Source organism: Stenotrophomonas sp. YJH_SMC_12-1, from assembly GCF_059370935.1.
The window spans coordinates 462,226-479,913 of sequence record NZ_JCAFUD010000002.1 but is presented as its reverse complement, the minus strand read 5'-3'; the positions used below and the strand labels follow the sequence as shown (position 1 = coordinate 479,913).

At 67.1% G+C, this 17,688-nt stretch carries 16 protein-coding genes; 7 read left to right on the top strand and 9 right to left on the bottom strand.

Going from position 1 to position 17,688, the window contains the following annotated elements:
* Positions 1–243 precede the first annotated feature (243 nt).
* Positions 244–1,494: an alkaline phosphatase family protein gene (locus tag AC5P8Y_RS05770; RefSeq protein ID WP_033835538.1), complete on the top strand. Its 1,251-nt coding sequence runs from the start codon at positions 244–246 to the stop codon at positions 1,492–1,494.
* Between the two features lie 100 nt (positions 1,495–1,594).
* Here AC5P8Y_RS05770 and AC5P8Y_RS05765 read toward each other — a convergent pair whose 3' ends face one another.
* A complete protein-coding gene (locus AC5P8Y_RS05765; RefSeq protein WP_004150462.1) occupies positions 1,595–1,774 on the bottom strand; it encodes a 30S ribosomal protein THX in 180 nt (59 codons plus the stop codon).
* A gap of 110 nt (positions 1,775–1,884) precedes the next feature.
* Complete coding sequence (locus tag AC5P8Y_RS05760; RefSeq protein WP_008264835.1) at positions 1,885–2,298, bottom strand: MerC domain-containing protein; 414 nt, start codon at positions 2,296–2,298, stop codon at positions 1,885–1,887.
* A 135-nt stretch (positions 2,299–2,433) separates the two neighbouring features.
* Between AC5P8Y_RS05760 and AC5P8Y_RS05755 the strand changes: the two genes are divergently transcribed.
* The 4 genes from AC5P8Y_RS05755 (at position 2,434) to AC5P8Y_RS05740 (ending at position 8,246) form a co-directional block, all read left to right on the top strand.
* Positions 2,434–4,641, top strand: coding sequence for a TonB-dependent receptor (locus tag AC5P8Y_RS05755; RefSeq protein WP_049403566.1), 2,208 nt, complete (start codon positions 2,434–2,436; stop codon positions 4,639–4,641).
* A 200-nt stretch (positions 4,642–4,841) separates the two neighbouring features.
* Positions 4,842–5,408, top strand: coding sequence for a TetR/AcrR family transcriptional regulator (locus AC5P8Y_RS05750; protein ID WP_019659167.1), 567 nt, complete (start codon positions 4,842–4,844; stop codon positions 5,406–5,408).
* On the top strand, positions 5,408–7,081 hold the full coding sequence (locus tag AC5P8Y_RS05745; RefSeq protein WP_495201858.1) for an MFS transporter: 1,674 nt from the start codon (positions 5,408–5,410) through the stop codon (positions 7,079–7,081). Before AC5P8Y_RS05750 ends, AC5P8Y_RS05745 begins: the two co-directional genes overlap by 1 nt.
* Before the next feature lie 10 nt (positions 7,082–7,091).
* On the top strand, positions 7,092–8,246 hold the full coding sequence (locus AC5P8Y_RS05740; RefSeq protein ID WP_049403564.1) for an HlyD family secretion protein: 1,155 nt from the start codon (positions 7,092–7,094) through the stop codon (positions 8,244–8,246).
* A 60-nt stretch (positions 8,247–8,306) separates the two neighbouring features.
* On the opposite strand, the gene AC5P8Y_RS05735 is transcribed toward AC5P8Y_RS05740, so the two are convergent.
* The 7 genes from AC5P8Y_RS05735 to creB all read right to left on the bottom strand — a co-directional run bounded on the left by AC5P8Y_RS05735 (position 8,307) and on the right by creB (position 16,148).
* Positions 8,307–8,798 (bottom strand): Fur family transcriptional regulator, encoded by a 492-nt coding sequence (locus tag AC5P8Y_RS05735; protein ID WP_049403563.1) that lies wholly within the window; start codon positions 8,796–8,798, stop codon positions 8,307–8,309.
* Positions 8,799–8,832: 34 nt separating this feature from the next.
* Positions 8,833–10,236, bottom strand: coding sequence for a glutamate--tRNA ligase (gltX, locus tag AC5P8Y_RS05730; protein ID WP_049403562.1), 1,404 nt, complete (start codon positions 10,234–10,236; stop codon positions 8,833–8,835).
* Between the two features lie 153 nt (positions 10,237–10,389).
* Positions 10,390–11,967 (bottom strand): M20/M25/M40 family metallo-hydrolase, encoded by a 1,578-nt coding sequence (locus tag AC5P8Y_RS05725; RefSeq protein ID WP_049397508.1) that lies wholly within the window; start codon positions 11,965–11,967, stop codon positions 10,390–10,392.
* A gap of 169 nt (positions 11,968–12,136) precedes the next feature.
* Complete coding sequence (locus tag AC5P8Y_RS05720; RefSeq protein ID WP_012479575.1) at positions 12,137–12,547, bottom strand: hypothetical protein; 411 nt, start codon at positions 12,545–12,547, stop codon at positions 12,137–12,139.
* Positions 12,548–12,557: 10 nt separating this feature from the next.
* A complete protein-coding gene (gene creD, locus AC5P8Y_RS05715; protein ID WP_049404793.1) occupies positions 12,558–13,877 on the bottom strand; it encodes a cell envelope integrity protein CreD in 1,320 nt (439 codons plus the stop codon).
* Between the two features lie 81 nt (positions 13,878–13,958).
* A complete protein-coding gene (gene creC / locus AC5P8Y_RS05710) occupies positions 13,959–15,419 on the bottom strand; it encodes a two-component system sensor histidine kinase CreC (protein WP_049404790.1) in 1,461 nt (486 codons plus the stop codon).
* Positions 15,420–15,422: 3 nt separating this feature from the next.
* Positions 15,423–16,148 (bottom strand): two-component system response regulator CreB, encoded by a 726-nt coding sequence (gene creB / locus AC5P8Y_RS05705; RefSeq protein ID WP_080356484.1) that lies wholly within the window; start codon positions 16,146–16,148, stop codon positions 15,423–15,425.
* A gap of 35 nt (positions 16,149–16,183) precedes the next feature.
* Between creB and AC5P8Y_RS05700 the strand changes: the two genes are divergently transcribed.
* Together AC5P8Y_RS05700 and AC5P8Y_RS05695 are read left to right on the top strand one after the other, a co-directional pair.
* On the top strand, positions 16,184–17,041 hold the full coding sequence (locus AC5P8Y_RS05700) for a 23S rRNA (adenine(2030)-N(6))-methyltransferase RlmJ (protein WP_495201857.1): 858 nt from the start codon (positions 16,184–16,186) through the stop codon (positions 17,039–17,041).
* Between the two features lie 95 nt (positions 17,042–17,136).
* Complete coding sequence (locus AC5P8Y_RS05695) at positions 17,137–17,682, top strand: GNAT family N-acetyltransferase (protein WP_004150340.1); 546 nt, start codon at positions 17,137–17,139, stop codon at positions 17,680–17,682.
* The last annotated feature ends 6 nt before the right edge of the window (positions 17,683–17,688 follow it).

The following is a 17,688-nucleotide window of genomic DNA, read 5'->3' as shown; positions in this document are numbered from 1 at the left end:
CAGGTTCCGGCGATCTGTCCGAACGTCGTTCTGCGCAACTGTTGGTAGGTGTCGACCTTGGTCGACACGGTAGATCCACGCCATGCGTGGATGGAAGCATCAGGAATTGTGCCTGGAGAAAAGCCCCCTTCCTGTTGAAGGGGGCGCGCCGACAGGCGCGGGGATAAGGAAAAATGCGCGGACACGGCGCGCGATAGCGCGCCGTGTCTTGGGCGCGTCATTGCGCGGGCTTATCATGCGTGGATGACTTCCGTACGCCTGACCTGCGCGCTGGCGCTGCTGCTGCCATTGGCCGCCTGCACCACCGCGCCCGCCCCTTCCGCCTCCGTTCCCGGTTCCGCCGCTGCGGCTTCGCCTCCGAAGCTGCTGCTGATCTCCATCGACGGCCTGCGCGCCGATGCGCTGGACCGTGGGCTCACTCCGAACCTGCAGCGACTGATCGACGGCGGCGTGCGTGCACGCTGGATGACGCCGTCCTATCCGTCACTGACCTTCCCCAACCACTACACCATCGTCACCGGCCTGCGTCCGGACCACCACGGCATCGTCAACAACAGCATGGACGATGCAACCCTGGGCCGTTTCGAACTGAGCAACCGCGACGCGGTCACCACCAGCGGTTGGTGGGGTGGCGAACCGATCTGGGTCAGTGCCGAGAACGCTGGCGTACGTTCGGCCGCCACGGCGTGGCCGGGCAGTGAGTCTGAAATCCGCGGCGTGCGCCCCAGCAAGTGGCGCGTGTACGACGGCAAGGAACCGCTGGAGCAGCGGGCCGGCATCGTGCTCGACTGGCTGGCGCAGACCGATGCCGATGCACCGCGCCTCACCACGCTGTACATGGAACACGTGGACAAGGCTGGGCACAACTACGGCCCCGGGTCGAAGCAGTACGCCGACGCCATCGTGCGCGCCGACCAGATCGTCGGCCAGGTGCTCGACGGGCTGCAGCAGCGCGATCTGGCCAAGACCACCAACGTGATCGTCGTCTCCGACCACGGCATGGCCAGCGTCGCCGACGGCAACGTGATCGCCACCGAGTCGATGGCCGACCCGGCCATTGCACGCAATATCAGCCAGGGCCAGTCGGTGGGCTTTGCGCCGGTCGCCGGCCGCGAAGCGGAAGCCGAACGCGCCCTGCTCGGACGCCACGCGCACTACGAATGCTGGAAGAAGGAGAACCTGCCGGCACGCTGGCACTACGGCACGCATCCGCGGGTTCCGGCCATCGTCTGTGTCATGGATGAAGGCTGGGATGCCCTGCACCAGGAGAAGATCGCCAAGCGTGCTAAGCAGGATCGAGGTTCGCATGGCTACGACAACGCACTGCCTTCCATGCGCGCAGTGTTCGTGGCCGGCGGCCCGTCGTTCCGCCAGGGCCTGGTGATCGATGGCTTCGACAACGTCGATGTCTATCCGCTGCTGGCCCACCTGCTGCAGGTGCCGGCCGCGCCGAACGATGGCAATCCGGAAACGCTGAAGAAGACACTGCGCTGATGCGGTTGTAGAGCCGAACCCACGCTCGGCTCACCGGACAGGCATAAAAAAACGCGGCGCCAGGCGCCGCGTTTTTCATTGAACCGGTCGCTCGACCGGATCAGGCCTTGGCGACGGCCTTCTTCGCCACAGCCTTCTTCGCCGGAGCCTTGGCCACGGTCTTCTTGGCAACCGGAGCGGCGGCGCCTACGGCGACCTTGCTGGCGGTGTGCGAACGGGCGTTGCCATAGCTGGCGTTGTAGCGCTTGCCCTTGGCGGTCTTGCGGTCACCCTTACCCATGTCTTCAACTCCTCAAATGTGAAATCTGGTTACCCCGTACTGACACGGGTTCGGCGGGGCCGCCTTGCTGGGCGCCCCCGCGCACGATCGAAAATCCTATCACGGAGCGCCTAGTGCGCGCAGCTGGCGTCGTGCACGTGACCGTGGTTGAGGCGCAGGTTGACCAGATGGGCCACACCCACCAGCAGGCCACCGATGGTCATCACCACCGCGTGCGGCACCGCATTGTGGTGCAGCGGGTCATACAGCACGCCGGCCCACAATGCGACCAGGCCGGGAATCAGGAAGCCCAGCGCACGCAGCGCACCGTGCCGGCGGTAGCCCCAGACCAGGCTGAACAACCCCAGCAGGGTCACGAACACCACCAGCGCCTGTTCCACGCCGTCGCTCAGCCAGAACGACAGCCCCAATGAAGGCGCTGCGGCCAGCAGCACCGGGATCACCGCGCAGTGCACCGCGCACAGCATCGAACCAGTGGCGCCGAAACGGTCGAGCAGGTGGCGCAGGCGTGAGGACAGGGACATGACTTCCAGCAGGTTCGGCGAATCGTTATGGAATAATATAACATCCCTCTCCGACCCGCACGGTTTCCCTCCCCCTGTCCCATCGACGGGATTCGTGCGCCCCGCGATTGATACATTGTAACAAAGGACCCGTCCATGCCCGCCCATACCCCACGGCTCAAGCCGCATTCCCTGGCCCTGGCCCTCGCCGCCCTGCTGCCATCCGTCGCCTTTGCAGCCGGCCAGGACACCGCCCATCGTGACCGCCACCTGACCGAGCTGTCGTCGGTGCAGGTCACCGCGTCGCCGCTGCAGGGTGACGCCGAATCCCTGGCACGCCCGGTGGAGGTTCTGGCCGGTGAACGCCTGGACGAGCAGAAGGCCGGCACCCTCGGCGATACCGTGGCCAAGCTGCCCGGCGTGCAGAGCACCTTCTTCGGCCCCGGCGTCGGCCGCCCGATCATCCGTGGCCAGGAAGGCCCGCGCGTGGCCGTGCTGTCCAACGGCATGGGCAACATGGATGCGTCCACGGTCAGCGCCGACCACGCCACCAGCATCGAACCGTTCCTGGCCGACCAGATCGAAGTACTGAAGGGCCCGGCCACGCTGCTGTTCGGTAGCGGCGCCATTGGTGGTGCGGTCAATGTGGTCGACGGGCGCATCGCGCGCGAGCTGCCTGAGCGGCCGCTCAGCGGTCGTGCCGAACTGCGCGGCAATTCGGTGAACAACGAGCGCAGCGGCATGTTCCGCCTCGATGGCGTCAGCGGAAACGTCGTGCTCCATGTGGATGGCCTGGTGCGCAATGGCGACGACTACCGCATTCCCGGTTACGCGGTGATCGACAGCCTTGAAGACCACCACGACGACCACGACCATGACCACGCGGGCGAGGAAGGCGAAGAACCGCGCCGCGGCCGCCTCGACAACAGTTCGATCCGCACACGCGCAGGTGGCGTCGGCGCAACGTGGCTGGGCGACGGTGGCTACTTCGGCGTGTCGGCCAGCACCTACCGCACCAACTATGGCATTCCCAATGGCGCGCACGTGCACGCCGATGGTGACGATCATGGCCATGACCACGGTCACGACCATGGCGACGAAGAGGAAGGCGGCGACGAGCACGACGTGCGCATCGACATGGTGCAGAACCGCTTCGAGACCAAGGCCGGCATCTACAACCCGGTCTCGTTCCTGAAGAACATCAACGCACGCGTGGCCTACACCGACTACGAACACGTGGAGCTGGAAGCCGGTACGCCGTCGACCCGCTTCACCAACCGCGGCATCGAAGCGCGCCTGGAAGCGGTGCAGCAGCAGATCGGCGGCTGGGACGGCGCCTTCGGCCTGCAGTTCGGCAACAGTGATTTCGGTGCCAAGGGCGAAGAGGCGTTCGTTCCGGATACCGGCACGAAGAACATCGGCCTGTTCGTGCTGCAGGAAAAGCAGTTCGGCCCGTTCAAGCTGGAACTGGGCGGCCGCCACGATCAGGTCAAGCTGGACCCGAGCGGTGACTACCGCCGCCGCACCTTCGGTGCCACCAACCTGTCTGCCGCAGGCATCTGGAAGCTCAACGATGCCGTTGACCTGCGCATCGGCGTGGACAGCTCCGAGCGAGCACCGACCAACGAAGAGCTGTATGCCGCCGGCGCGCACATCGCCACCCGTTCGCTGGAAATCGGCGACGCCAACCTGAAGACCGAGCGCGGCCAGCGCGTGGAACTGGGTATCCACACCCACAGCGAGCGCCTGGACTTCTCCGCGTCGGTCTACCAGACCAGGTTCAAGGACTTCATCTACCTGGCCGACACCGGCATCACCGAGGGCCTGCCGGTGCGCATCTGGACGCAGCAGGACGCGGTGTTCCGCGGTGCCGAGGCCGAAGCGCTGGTGCACCTGTTCGAGGGCGGCGCCGGTGACTGGGATCTGCGCCTGTTCGGCGACTACGTGAAGGCCAAGCTGGATGGCAGCGGCAGCCGCAACCTGGACATCGCCGTGCCGCATGGCGACCACAACCACAACTACACGGTGGAACTGGCCAACACTGGCTATCTGCCGCGTATCGCACCGGCCCGCGTCGGCGCCGACCTGCGCTGGTCGAAGGACGGCTGGCGCGCTTCGGTCGGTGCGGTGCGCTACAGCCGCCAGAAGGACGTCGCCCAGAACGAAGCCCCGAGCGACGGCTACACCCTGGTCGACGCGCACCTGGCCTACCGCTGGGATCGCAACGCCACCAACAGCTACGAGGTGTTCTTGGATGGCAGCAACCTGACCGACCGCGAAGTGCGCCCGCATACCTCGCTGCTGCGCGACTACTCGCCGCTGCCAGGCCGTGGTGTCGCATTCGGCATCCGCGCGTTCTTCTGATCGCGCACGGCGGGGTCAGAGCCCTTTTCGAAGGAAGGGGCTCTGACCCCCACGCCATTCCACGGGGGCCTTCGGGCCCCCGTTTTCATTTCGACCCACGCCATCACACATCCGTCACAAAGATGTGCGTACCACAACAAGCGGACAATCCCGTCACCCAATGTCTCGCCAATCGGACACTTTTGTCCGAAAATGATTCCATGACTGCCCAACGTGCCGATGCCGCCGCCCGCCGTGCCCTCATCCTCGACGCCGCCGATCATGTGTTCGGCCAACACGGTGTCACCGCCCCGCTGGACCTGGTGGTCGAACGCGCCCAGGTGGGCCGCGCCACCCTGTACCGCAACTTCCCGGACCGCACCGCGCTGATCCAGGCGCTGCTGCAGCGCACGGTCGACCGCATCCGGCGCCAGGTCGAGCAGCTCGGCGACCGCGACGACGCCCTGTTCGAGGTGTTCGAGGGCATGGCCCAGCGCATCATTGATTCGCCGGCATTGGCCGATTACTGGCGTGCGGTCGATTCGGACGTGCCGTCCATGCGCGCCGCGCGCGAGACCGTGCGCGACCTGCTGGAGGAACCGATCGCGCGCGCCAAGGCCGCCGGGCTGTGCCGTGCCGACCTGGAAAAGACGGATATTTCACTGATCTCGGGCATGCTGGGTGCGGCCCTGCGCGGCAAGACCCGCGACGAGCGCGCTCAGTTGGCCGGGCGCGCCCTGCAGCTGCTGCGTGGGGGTCTCCAGGGAGCTGCCAGCGAGGCCCGTTGATGGTCCAGCCGTATCTGAAGCCGGTTCCGGATTGGGAGGAGCACGAAAAGCCGACCATGCCCGGTTCGGCATCGATGCCCTGGCACCCGCCGTATCGGCGCGCGGCCTATGCGCTGGTATCACTGCTGGTGGCGATCACCGGCGGCCTCGGCAATGCGCTGGTCACCGCCAACCTGCCGTTCCTGCAGGGCCAGCTGGCACTGACCCCGACCCAGGGCAGCTGGCTGGTGGCGGCCTATGCCATGGTGAATGTCACCGCCAACCTGTTGGCCTTCAAGTTCCGCCAGCAGTACGGCATCCGCCTGTTCGCCGAGATCGGGCTGGGCCTGTACGCGGCCCTGGCGGTGCTGCACCTGTTCGTCGGCAGCTTCGAGACCACGATGCTGACCCGCGCCGCCAGCGGCTTCGCGGGTGCGGCCTGTTCGACACTGGGCACGCTGTACATGCTGCAGGCGCTGCCGCGCCGCTTTACCGGCAATCTGCTGGTGGTCGGCGTCGGCCTTTCGCAGCTGGCGGTGCCGATTGCCTGGATCGTGTCGCCAGGCCTGGTCGATACCGGCCAGTGGCACCAGCTCTACTCATTCGAAGCCGGGCTGGCACTGTGCGCGTTCGCGGCAGTGGTGGTGCTGAAGCTGCCGCCCGGCATCCAGGTGAAGGCCTTCGAACCGCTGGACTTCCTCACCTTTGCCCTGCTTGCACCGGCCGTCGCGCTGCTGGTGATCGTGCTGGCGCAGGGCTACACCCGCTGGTGGCTCAACACGCCGTGGCTGGGCTGGGCCCTGGTCGCCTCGATCGTGCTGTCCACCACCGCCTTCATCATCGAGCACTACCGGCGCAATCCGCTGCTGCAGACACGCTGGCTGGCCAGCCTGCCCGTACTGCATTTCATCGTCGGCGCCTTCCTGATCCGCTTCCTGACCACCGAGCAGTCCTACGGCGTGGTCAACCTGATGCGCACGCTCGGCATGGGCCCTGATCAGTTGCGGCCGCTGTTCGTGGTGATTCTTGCCGGCGTGGTCACCGGTATCGCCGGCACTGCACTGACTTTCGGGCCCAAACGGCTGATCCCGCAGCTGCTGATGGCGATCCTGCTGCTGGGCGCCGCCGCGTTCTTCGACCAGCACCGCACCAGCATGGATCGGCCGCACGACTTCTACGCCAGCCAGTTCCTGGCCTCGGTCGGTGCCGGCATGTTCATGGGCCCGTTGATCATGCTCGGCATTTCCGCCGCGCTGAAACAGGGCGTGGACCACATGATCACCTTCCTGGTCACGCTGTCGATCACGCAGACGCTGGGCGGCCTGGCCGGCTCGGCGGTGCTGGGGACCTTCCAGCTGCATCGCGAGCAGCTGTATTCCAGCGCGCTGACCAGCCAGCTCGACCCAGCCGACCCGGTGGTGGCACAGCGCCTGCGCATCCAACAGCAGCTGTACGTCGCCCAGACCACCGATCCGGTGCTGCGCAGCGCGCAGGGCAGCGCGCAGTTGGCGCAGACGACGCGCCGCGAAGCCAACGTACGCGGCTTCAATGATGTGTTCACGCTGAGCGGTTGGTTGGCCATCGGCTTCCTGTGCTGGTTGCTGCTGCTGTCGCTGCGCACCGCCGTGCTCAAGCAATGGCGCAAGCGCCACCCCACTTCCCCCGCTGTGGCCACGCCGGCCGCGCCCCGCTGAGTTCTCGACCATGCCTCCCGTCCCGCCCCGACCCGACGACGCCGACAACGTGACCCCACCGCCGCCGACCGACGCGGCGCCTGCCCCTACGCCGGTAGAACCCGCGGTCGCGCCGAAGTACCTCAAGCCCAGCGCGCGCAGCGTGGTGGTGATGGTGGTGGTGGCCTTGCTGGGCATTGCGCTGATCCTGCGCGCCTGGCACCTGTGGCCGTTCACCAGCAGCGTGATGGTGACCGACAACGCCTACGTGCGCGGCCAGATCACGGTGATGGCGCCGCAGGTGAACGGCTACGTGACCGAAGTGCTGGTGAAGGACTTCCAGCACGTGAAGGAAGGCGAGCCGCTGCTGCGCATCGATGACCGCATCTATGCGCAGCGGGTCGCCCAGGCGCAGGCGACGCTGGACAGCGCACGCGCGGCCCTGGCCAACTCGGACCAGTCCCAGGCGCAGAACCGTGCGCAGATTGCCTCCGCCCGCGCCACGTTGTCGGCCGGGCAGGCGGAGCTGCAACGCTCACGCAACGAGACCAAGCGCTACGAGGAACTGGCCGCGCAGCAGCTGGTGTCGATCAACGATCGCGACAAGTTCCGCACCGCGCAGGCCTCGGCGCAGGCCAGCGTCCAGCAGTCGCAGGCGCAGATCCGCATCGCCGAGGAGACCCTGGTATCGACCCAGGTAGCGCGCAAGAGCCTGGAGGCCCAGGTGGAGAGCGCGCAGGCGCAGCTGGAACTGGCGCGCATCGATCTGGCCAACACGGTGATCCACGCGCCGCGCGACGGCCAGATCAGCGAAGCCAGCGTACGCGTGGGCCAGTACGTCGCCGCCGGTTCGCAGCTGCTGTTCCTGGTACCTGACACGCTGTGGGTGGTGGCCAACTACAAGGAAGGCCAGACCTGGGGGATGGCGATCGGCCAGCCGGCCACGTTCTCGGTGGACGCGTTCCAGGGCCAGGTGCTGCGGGGCCGCGTGCAGGAGATCGCGCCCGCCACCGGGTCGGAATTCAGCGTGCTGCGCCCGGACAACGCCAGCGGCAATTTCACCAAGGTGGTGCAGCGGCTGCCGGTGCGGATATCGATCAACAGGGATCAGAAGCTGGCAAAGCAGCTGCGGCCCGGCATGTCGGTGATCGTGCGGGTGGATACCCGTTCCAAGGCGATGGACTAGGACGCAGGCCCTGTCGCACCGTTTCCAAAATGCCGGCCAGCGGCCGGCACTACCGTTGCGTTAGCCGGCGCAGCGCGCGCAGAGGCCATGCACTTCCAGGGTCTGCGCCTGCGGCTGGAAACCCAGCTCCTTGGCGCGCTTCTCCAGCTGGGTGACGATCTCGCGGTCCTCCAGCTCCACTGCGCTGTGGCAGCTGTTGCAGATCAGGAACGGCACCGAATGCGCGGCACTGCTGGGGTGATGGCAGGCCACGAAGGCATTGACCGATTCCAGCTTGTGCACGAACCCGTTGGCCATCAGGAAGTCCAGCGCGCGGTACACGGTGGGCGGGGCATCCGCGCCCACGCCCTTGCCGTTGCGCACCCATTCCAGCAGCTCGTAGGCCTTGACCGGCTTGCCGGCCTCGGCGATCAGCTTCAGCACATTGGCGCGGATCGGGGTCAGGCGCAGCCCGCGTTCGCGCGAGACGCGCTCGACCACCGCCACGAAATCCGATGCGTCGTGGACGTGGTGGTGCGGGGCGGTACAGGCAATGGCGGTCTTGGCGGGCATGCGTGTTCTCCGGTTCGGGCCTGGCAAGGATGCCTCAGGCCGTTGCTACCTTGGTGATGGCCACATCAATGCGTTTCAAGGCCTGCTCGCGGCCGGCCAGGTACACGGTATGGGAAATGTCAGGGCTGACCTGGGTGCCGGTGATGGCCACGCGCAGCGGCTGGGCGACCTTGCCCATGCCGATCTCCAGCGCTGCGGCCGCGTCATGCAGGGCCACCCCCACCGACTCGGCGGTCCATTCCGGCAGCGCGGCCAGCAGCTCGCGGGCCTTGCCCAGCGCCACCTCGGCACCGGCCTTGAAGTGCTTGGCCACCGCTGCTTCGTCGTACTCGGTCAGCGGCTGGTACCAGACCACGGCCTTCTCGGCCATTTCCTTCAGGGTCTGCACGCGTTCACGCAGGGCGATCACCACATCCTCCGGAGCCGGGCCGGCGGCCACGTCCAGCCCCAGCTTCTGCAGCTGGTAGACCAGGTGCGGCACGATCGCGGCTACGTCCTCGGTCTTCAGGAAGTGCTGGTTGACCCAGCCCAGCTTGGCCATGTCCAGGCGCGAGGCCTTGGAATTGCAGTCCTTCACGTCGAACAGGTCGATCAGTTCCTGGCGGCTGAACAGCTCCTGGTCACCGTGCGACCAGCCCAGGCGGGCCAGGTAGCTCAGCAGCGCATCGGGCAGGTAGCCGGCGTCCTTGTACTGCATCACGTCAGCCGCACCGGTGCGCTTGGACAGCTTGGCGCCCTGCTCGTCCAGGATCATCGGCATGTGGCCGAACCTGGGCACCGGCGCGCCGATGCCTTCATACAGGTTGATCTGGCGCGGGGTGTTGTTGATGTGGTCGTCGCCGCGGATGACCTCGGTGATGCCCATGTCCCAGTCGTCCACCACCACCGCGAAGTTGTAGGTGGGGTAGCCGTCCGGGCGGAAGATGACCATGTCATCCAGCTCGCTGTTGGCGATCTCGATACGGCCCTTGATCAGGTCGTCGAACACCACCGTACCTTCCAGCGGGTTCTTGAAGCGGATGACGCGGTTCGGATCATCCCTGCGCGGCAGGCCCAGCTCGCGCGCAGCGCCGTTGTAGCGCGGCTTCTCCTGCCTGGCCATGGCGGCCTCGCGCATCGCGTCAAGCTCTTCGCGGGTCTCGTATGCGTAATACGCCTTGCCGTCGGCCACCAGCTGTTCGGCCACTTCCAGGTAACGGGCGACGCGGTCGGTCTGGTAGATCGGGCCCTCGTCATAATCCAGGCCCAGCCACTCCATTGCCTCCAGGATCGCGTCGATCGCGCCTTGGGTGCTGCGTTCACGGTCGGTGTCCTCGATGCGCAGCACGAACTCGCCGCCACGGTGGCGGGCCTCCAGCCAGCAGTACAGCGCAGTGCGGGCACCACCGATGTGCAGGTAGCCGGTGGGACTGGGGGCGAAGCGGGTGCGGCAGGTCATGGACGGCTCGAGGAACGGGAATCCCCCGATTTTACCAGCCCTCCGCCCCTGACGGAAAAAGCGGACGGAGGGGATTAGGTCGCGATTGCCCAGCCTGGGGCGCTGCAACCGGGAAACGGAGGGGAGAAACGACTTAATCCCCTCCGTCCCCTTTTACGGTTCCACCTTGCGCGGGAACGGCTGCTCGCGCATCGCGGCGTTGTAGGCGAACGAGGCGACGATGGCTGCGGCCTGCTTCAGGTCCTCCGGTTCGGCGTGGTCCCAGGTGTCCAGGTGGCTGTGGTGGACATTGGTGAAGTAGTCCAGCCGGTCCTGGATGAACTGGAAGCCCGGCAGGCCGATGCGGTCGAAGCTGATGTGGTCGGTGCTGCCGGTGTTGCGGGTGGCCACGGTGGTGGCACCCACGTCATGGAACGGCGCCAGCCAGGCTTCGAAGATCGGCATCGCCGCCAGGTTTTCCTGCGCATAGATGCCGCGGAAGCGGCCCGAGCCGTTGTCCATGTTGAAGTAGACCTGGAACTTGCCGTAATCACGGGTCTTCTGCAGCGCGCCGGTGGGCTCGCGCAGCGAGGCCGGCAGCGCCTTCTGCGCCGGGTCGGTGGGTTCCGGGAAACGACCGAAGTGCTTGGCCACATAGGCCTGCGAGCCGATCAGGCCCTGTTCCTCGCCGCTCCACAGCGCCACGCGGATGGTGCGCCTGGGCTTGGCGCCGGTCGCCTTGAGGATGCGCATCGCCTCCATCATCACCGCCACGCCAGCCGCGTTGTCGGCCGCACCGGTACCGCTGTGCCAGGAATCCAGGTGCGCGCCGATCATCACCACTTCATCGGGCTTGCTGCTGCCACGGATCTCGGCCAGCGTGTTGTAACCGGGCTGGTCGGCCTCATCGGTGAAGCGTGCTGCCACATCCACGCGCAGGCGCACCGTCTGCTTGGCCTCCAGCGCGCGCACCAGCGGATTGAAGTGCTCGCTGATCATCGCCAGCTCGGGGATGCCCACCGACTCGCCGGCCTTGCGCGAACCACCACCGGCAACCCGGATGATGCCGTTGTCCCAGCTGCTGATGCTGATCGAGGCCAGCGCGCCCTCTTCCACGAAGAACGCATTGACCTTGGTCGCCAGCTGCTGGCGTTCCTGGTACTCCTTGACCCGCTTGGCACGCTCGGCGGTGGCGTCCTTGTCCTTGGGCAGGGTGAACTCCTGCAGGCCTTCCAGCGAGGTGGCGTCGTGGCGATGCGAATCCGCCTCGGTGCCGCGCTTGTACTCGCGCGCCTCGCCCAGCAGCAGGATCTTGCCGCGCAGCTTGCCGCGGTACTTCTCGATGTCTTCGGGCTTCTTGATCTCGACCTGGACCAGCTCGCCTTCAACCGGCCCCTTGGTGCCCGGCGTCCAGGCCTTGGGCAGTGCATGCAGCGGCTGCACGCGGTCGCCCAGCATCTCCACGCTCGCCGAAGTGAACTCCCAGCCGCGCCCGAAGTCGTCGAAGGCCTCGTCGTGGACGTTGTCCAGCTTCCATTCGTTGAACTTGCCGCGGGTCCAGGCGTTGGCGCGACCCATCGCCGGCGAGTTGGTCAGGCGCGGGCCGATGCGCTCGGTGAGATAGCTGAAGGTGTCCATCACCTGCGAACGGTGGAAGGCCTCCTGGCGGATGCGGCTGACCATGTCCAGGTCCACCGTCTCGCGCTGCTGCGCTCCTGCGTTGCCACCCATCGCCAGCGCTGCGGCCAGCATGCCCCACTTCAACACATCGCACCCCTGCCCTTCGGCTCGATCATCAACTCGTCGAGTCTAGCCAGCGGGGGCGCGGGGATACCGTCCCATCGGTCATGGGCGGGAGCGTGCGAACCAAGGTTCGCACCCACAACAGTAGATCCACGCCATGCGTGGATGAACAGCCCAATCACCCGCTCCATCCCAACCACAACTGTGCCCGTTCCGGCAGCAGCAGCAACCAGTGCCGCCGGTCGATGCTGCTGCAGCCGTACACCGCCGCGTGTGCCGGCCAGTCATCCGGAAGGCCACCGATACCGATCTCGGCCAGCGCCTCCGCCCCGGCCTTCCATGGCCGGTAGCGCGGCACCCGGCCAGCCACCGCGCCGCGTCCCTGCCGCGCGCCCTGCAGCCAGCGCAATCCCTGCCCCTGCAATCCTTCGCAGGTCACCGCCGCCAGCTGGAAGCGGACCAGGCCGGGGGCGATCCGCGCCCCCGGCAGGGCCGCCAGCACGCCATGTGCCTGCAGCAGTGCATCCACTTCCAGCAGGGCCGGAATGCCCTGCCGTGCCCGTTGCCGCAATCCCTGGCGCCAGCCCATGGCCTGCTCCTTACTTCAGTTCCGCGCCGAGCGCGTACCAGTCGACCCGGCGGGTCACCCACATCGCCAGCGCCAGGATCACGAACAGCAGCAGCGAACCCATCAGCAGCGCGTTGTTCTCCGACACCAGCAGGCCATACAGCGCGCCGTACAGCACGGTCAGCAGCGCAGCAAAGCCGAGGCCGCGCTTCCAGTGGCCCAGCACATTGGCCAGGTACACCGCCTGCAGGCCGATACAGGCCACGGCCGATACCAGGTAGGCCTTCCAGAACGCGATGTGCTCGGACAGGCTGATCAGCAGCAGGAAGAAGATCGCCAGCGCCAGGCCCACCATCAGGTACTGCAACGGGTGGATGCGCAGCGACTTGATCAGCTCGAACAGGATGAAGCCGACGAAGGTGAGCAGCACGAACAGCACGCCGTATTTCGAGGCACGGTCGGCCTGGGTGTAGGTATCGACCGGATCGACCAGCGACACCGTCACCGCCTGCGATTCGACCGCACCATCATTGCGCAGCTGGCGCTGGGCATCGGAGGCCAGCGAGGACACCGCCCAGCGTGCATCGAAGCCCTGCGCATCAACGCGGCGTTCGTTGGGCAGGAACGCGCCGCTGAACGACGGATGCGGCCAGCTCGAACGCAGCGCGATGTGGGTGTCATCGCCCAACGGCACCACCGACAGCATGCGGCTGCCATCCAGGCGCAGCTCCAGTTCAACCGTGCTGGCAGCCAGCGTGCCGCCCTGATCCGCAGCGAAGCCGGCCACCGGTGCATGCAGGCCGCGCCCCACCTCGCTGGCAGCGCCAACGCCCGGCAGCAACCGCAGCTGCTTGCCATCCACGCGCAGGTTCGGCGTACCGACCAGGCCACGCACATCGGATACACCAACCGCGACATACGGCTGGCCGTAACTGCGGCCGGCCTTCACCGGATAGTCGTCTGCGGCGAAGGTCGCCTTCATCTGGCCGTTCCAGCTGTACACCGGTACCTTGAACAGGCCCACTTCGCGCTGGCTCGGCAGCATCTCGCCGCCCACCTCCAGCGACGCCGGCATCTGCAGCCAGTGCCCCTCGGTGACCTGCATCTCGGTCTTCTTGACGCCCAGCGGGTCGACCAGTTCAACCTGCTTGCGTTCCACCCATGGCACCACCCGCACCGGGCCCACCAGCTGCTGTGCACCGGCGCGGCTGTCGGCCACCCGCGAGAACGCCTCGTCGCGGTATGCGCTGCGTTCGTTGATGACCCCGCGAATCATGGTCAGCGGCACCAGCAGCAGCAGGATCAGCCCGCCGACAATGGCGAACCTCAGCAGCATCTTCAGGGATTTCATGGTCCATCCTCGTTGGAGAGGGCTGCAGGATGGACCGCTGGGGTGAGCAGGGTTTGTGGCGAATTTGAAGCGAGTGTGAAGTCAGCGGCGTAGACGCTGGCCCGCTACACCCAACGGCAGCCACAGGCTCGCCACGGTGCCACCACCGTCGCGGGCGTCGAGGCTGGCACGGCCGTCATGCAGGCGCGCGACTTCCTGCACGAATGGCAGGCCCAGGCCGGAACTGCGCCGCCCGCTGCCGGGCCGCGCCAGCGAATAGAAGCGCTCGAACACCCGTTCGCGCGCATAGTCCGGGATGCCGGCGCCGCGGTCGGCCACCTGCAGGCGCACGCCCTGCCCGTCCACCTCGGCCTGCAGCGCGATCTCCGCGCCGGACGGCGAGAAGGCAATCGCGTTGTCGATCAGGTTGTGCAGCGCCTGCCGCAGCAGGTAGCCGTCGCCCTGCACCCGCAGGTCGGGCACGCTGCCGATGTGGACCCGCACACCGGCCGCCTGCGCGCGCACCTGCGCGGCCGCGGCCGCATCGGCCAGCAATGCCTGCAGCGCGATCGGATCGCGGGTCTGCAGCCAGCCGTGCTGTTCCACTTCGGCCAGCGCCAGCAGCTTGTCGATGGTCTCGGTCAGCCGTTCCTGCTGATCGACAATGCTGCGCGCGAAATGCACGCGGTCCGCTTCGGGCAGCGGCTCCTGCAGCAGTTCGGCGGCACCGCGGATCGCCGCCAGCGGGCTCTTCATCTCGTGCGTCAGCGACTGCACGTACTGCTCGACGTAGGCCTTGCCTTCGAGCTTGCGGCGCATCGTTTCCAGCGCCTGGCCGAGATCGCCGATCTCGTCGCGACGGCGCCGTGGTGGTGGCACCGGTTCGCCCGCGCTGACCGCGCGTGCATAGCGGCTGAGCTGGCCGAGGCCAGTGGTCAGCCACATCGTCACCAGCACGCCGACCAGCGCCGACAATCCGATGAGCCAGGCACCGCGCTCGATGATGGCGCGCTGGCTGGCGGCGATGAACGGATCGATGCTGCGGTTGGGCTGGGCCAGGCTGAGCACGCCGATCAGGGTGCGGCCATCGGCCGGGTCGTATACCGGCGCCGCCACATGCATCACCGTATCGCCTTCCTCGCCCGGAATCTCGGGGCTGGAACGGGCACCGTATTCGCCACGCAGGGTGCGGTAGACATCATTCCAGCGCGAATTGTCGCGGCCAAGGTCACGGCCCAGCGAGTCGTAGATGACGATGCCCTTGGCATCGGTGATGGTCACCCGGTAATCCAGCGAGCGCTTCGGGAACCGCCAGACCATTGCCTTCAGGTCGCGCTGCCGTGCCTTGGCCAGGTTGCGGGTGAAACTGCCGCTGCGGATGGTGCCGTCCTTGACGTCGGCGGCGGCCATCTCGGCCAGCACGTTGGCCGCATCGACCAGGGTCGATTCCATCGCCTGGCGCACACCCGGCTTCACTTCGTTGACGAACACGCGCATCACGAAGAAGGCCGCGATGCCGGTGATCAGGAAGAAGCCCAGGAACAGCTTCAGCACCAGGCGCATCGGCTAGACCTCCAGCGCGTAGCCAAGGCCACGGTGGGTGCGGATCGGGTCGTCGCTGGCACCGGCCGCGCGCAGCTTGGCACGCAGCGTCTTTACATGGGTATCGACGGTGCGGTCGGCACTGTCGGCGCTGCTGTCCCAGCCACGGTCCATCAGCTGGGCACGGCTGAGGATGGCACCGGGTCGCTGCAGCAGCGCCTCCAGCAGCGCGTACTCGTAGCGGGTCAGGTCCAGTGCCTGGCCACGGAAGCGGATGCGCCGGCCTTCGCGGTCGATGGCGAACGCGCCATGTTCCTGCCAGCCTGCATCGGCGCTGGGCGCTGCGATGACCGGCGCCGCACGGCGCAGGCGCGCACGCACCCGCGCCACCAGCTCGCGCGGCGAGAACGGCTTGGTCATGTAGTCGTCGGCGCCCAGTTCCAGGCCGAGCACCCGGTCCACTTCATCGTTGCGGGCGGTCAGGAAGATCACCGGCAGCTGCGCCGTCGGCCCGGGCTGCGCGCGCAGCCGCCGGCAGACCTCGAATCCGCCCAGGTCGGGCAGGCCCACGTCCAGCACCACCACGTCGATATCCCCGGCCTGCAGCCGCTGCAGCGCCTCCCCGCCCAGCAGGCAGTGGCTGGCGGCATAGCCCTCGCTGCGCAGCGCATAGAGCACGGTTTCGGCGATGGCGGCTTCGTCCTCGACTACCAGGACATGGGCAACGGGAGCTGTCATGGCGCGCAGCATAGCCGCTGCGGCCGCCGCCCCGTACACTGCCGGCCATGAACTATCGCCACGCCTTCCATGCCGGCAACCACGCCGATGTGCTCAAGCACATCGTGCAGCTGGCCCTGATCGACAGCTTCAAGCGCAAGGACAGTCCGTTCTTCGTACTCGACACCCACGGCGGCGCTGGCCGCTACCTGCTGGCCAGCGAAGAGAGCCACAAGACCCTGGAGGCCGAATCCGGGATCATGCGGCTGATGGCCCAGCCCAAGCTGCCGGAGGTGGTCGAGCGCTACCTGAAGGCGGTCCAGGCCGACAACCCGGTGGGAGCGCTGACCAACTACCCGGGCTCGCCGCTGCTGAGCGCACAGGCGATGCGTGCCCAGGACCGCATGGCGGTCTGCGAGCTGCAGGAAGCCGAAACGGCCACGCTGAAGGCCCTGTTTGCCCATGACAGCCGCGTCGATGTGCGCGCTGGCGATGGCTATGCCCTGCTGCGCTCGCTGCTGCCGCCGAAGTTCAACGGCAGCAAGATCGGTCGTGGCCTGGTGCTGATCGATCCGCCGTACGAGGCGCAGGACGCCGAATACCAGAACATCCTGGCTGCCCTGGCCGAGACCCTGGCACGCTGGCCGCAGGCCACCTGTGCGGTCTGGTTCCCGATCAAGCAGCGCCGCACCATCCTGCATTTCCTGCGCAAGGCCACTGCCCTGCCGGTCAAGTCGGCGATGACGATCGAGTTCCTGGTGCGCCCGGACGACTCGCCGCTGCGCCTCAACGGCAGCGGCATGCTGCTGCTCAACCCGCCGTGGCAGTTCGACCGGGTGGTCGGCCCGGCCCTGCCGGCGCTGCGCCAGCACCTGGGCGAACCGGGGGCCAGCACCCGCCTGGATTGGCTCAAAGCCCCCGAATAACGGCCTTCACGAGGCTGTACCGCCGTGAGCCTTTCGTTCACGGAATGCAGCCCCGGTGATGCCACAATCGATGGACCACCAAGGAATCACCCGGTATGGCCACTCGCAACCGCATGCCGCCCTGGCATGAGATCTTCAAGGCTCCCAGCGGCCACGAGCTGCTGATCCGCCCCATCCGCCCGGAAGATGGCGCACCGCTGCAAGCGGCGTTCAGCCTGTTCGGGCCGGAAGAAATCCGTGATCGTTTCCTGCAGGCGGTGACCGAGCTGTCACCGGAAACCACCCAGCGCCTGACCCACCCCAATCCCAAGACCGAGATCACCCTGGTCGCAGCCGAATCCCTGCCCGCTGGCGAAGCGGTGGTCGGCGCGGTCGCCCGGGCCTCGATCATCCCCGGTACCCGTGAAGCCGAGTACGCGATCCTGATCAGCCGCTTCCTCATTGGCCAGGGCCTGGGCCGGCAGCTGATGCGCAAGCTGGTGAAGTGGGGCCGCGGCAAGTACCTCGACCGCCTGTACGGCGACGTTGCCGCCGAGAACGAGCCGATGAAGCAGCTGGCCGCCTCGCTGGGCTTCAAGCCGGTGCCGCACCCGACCGGTGCCGAAGGCCTGGTGCGGATGGTGCTGGAGCTGGACAACTGACGGATG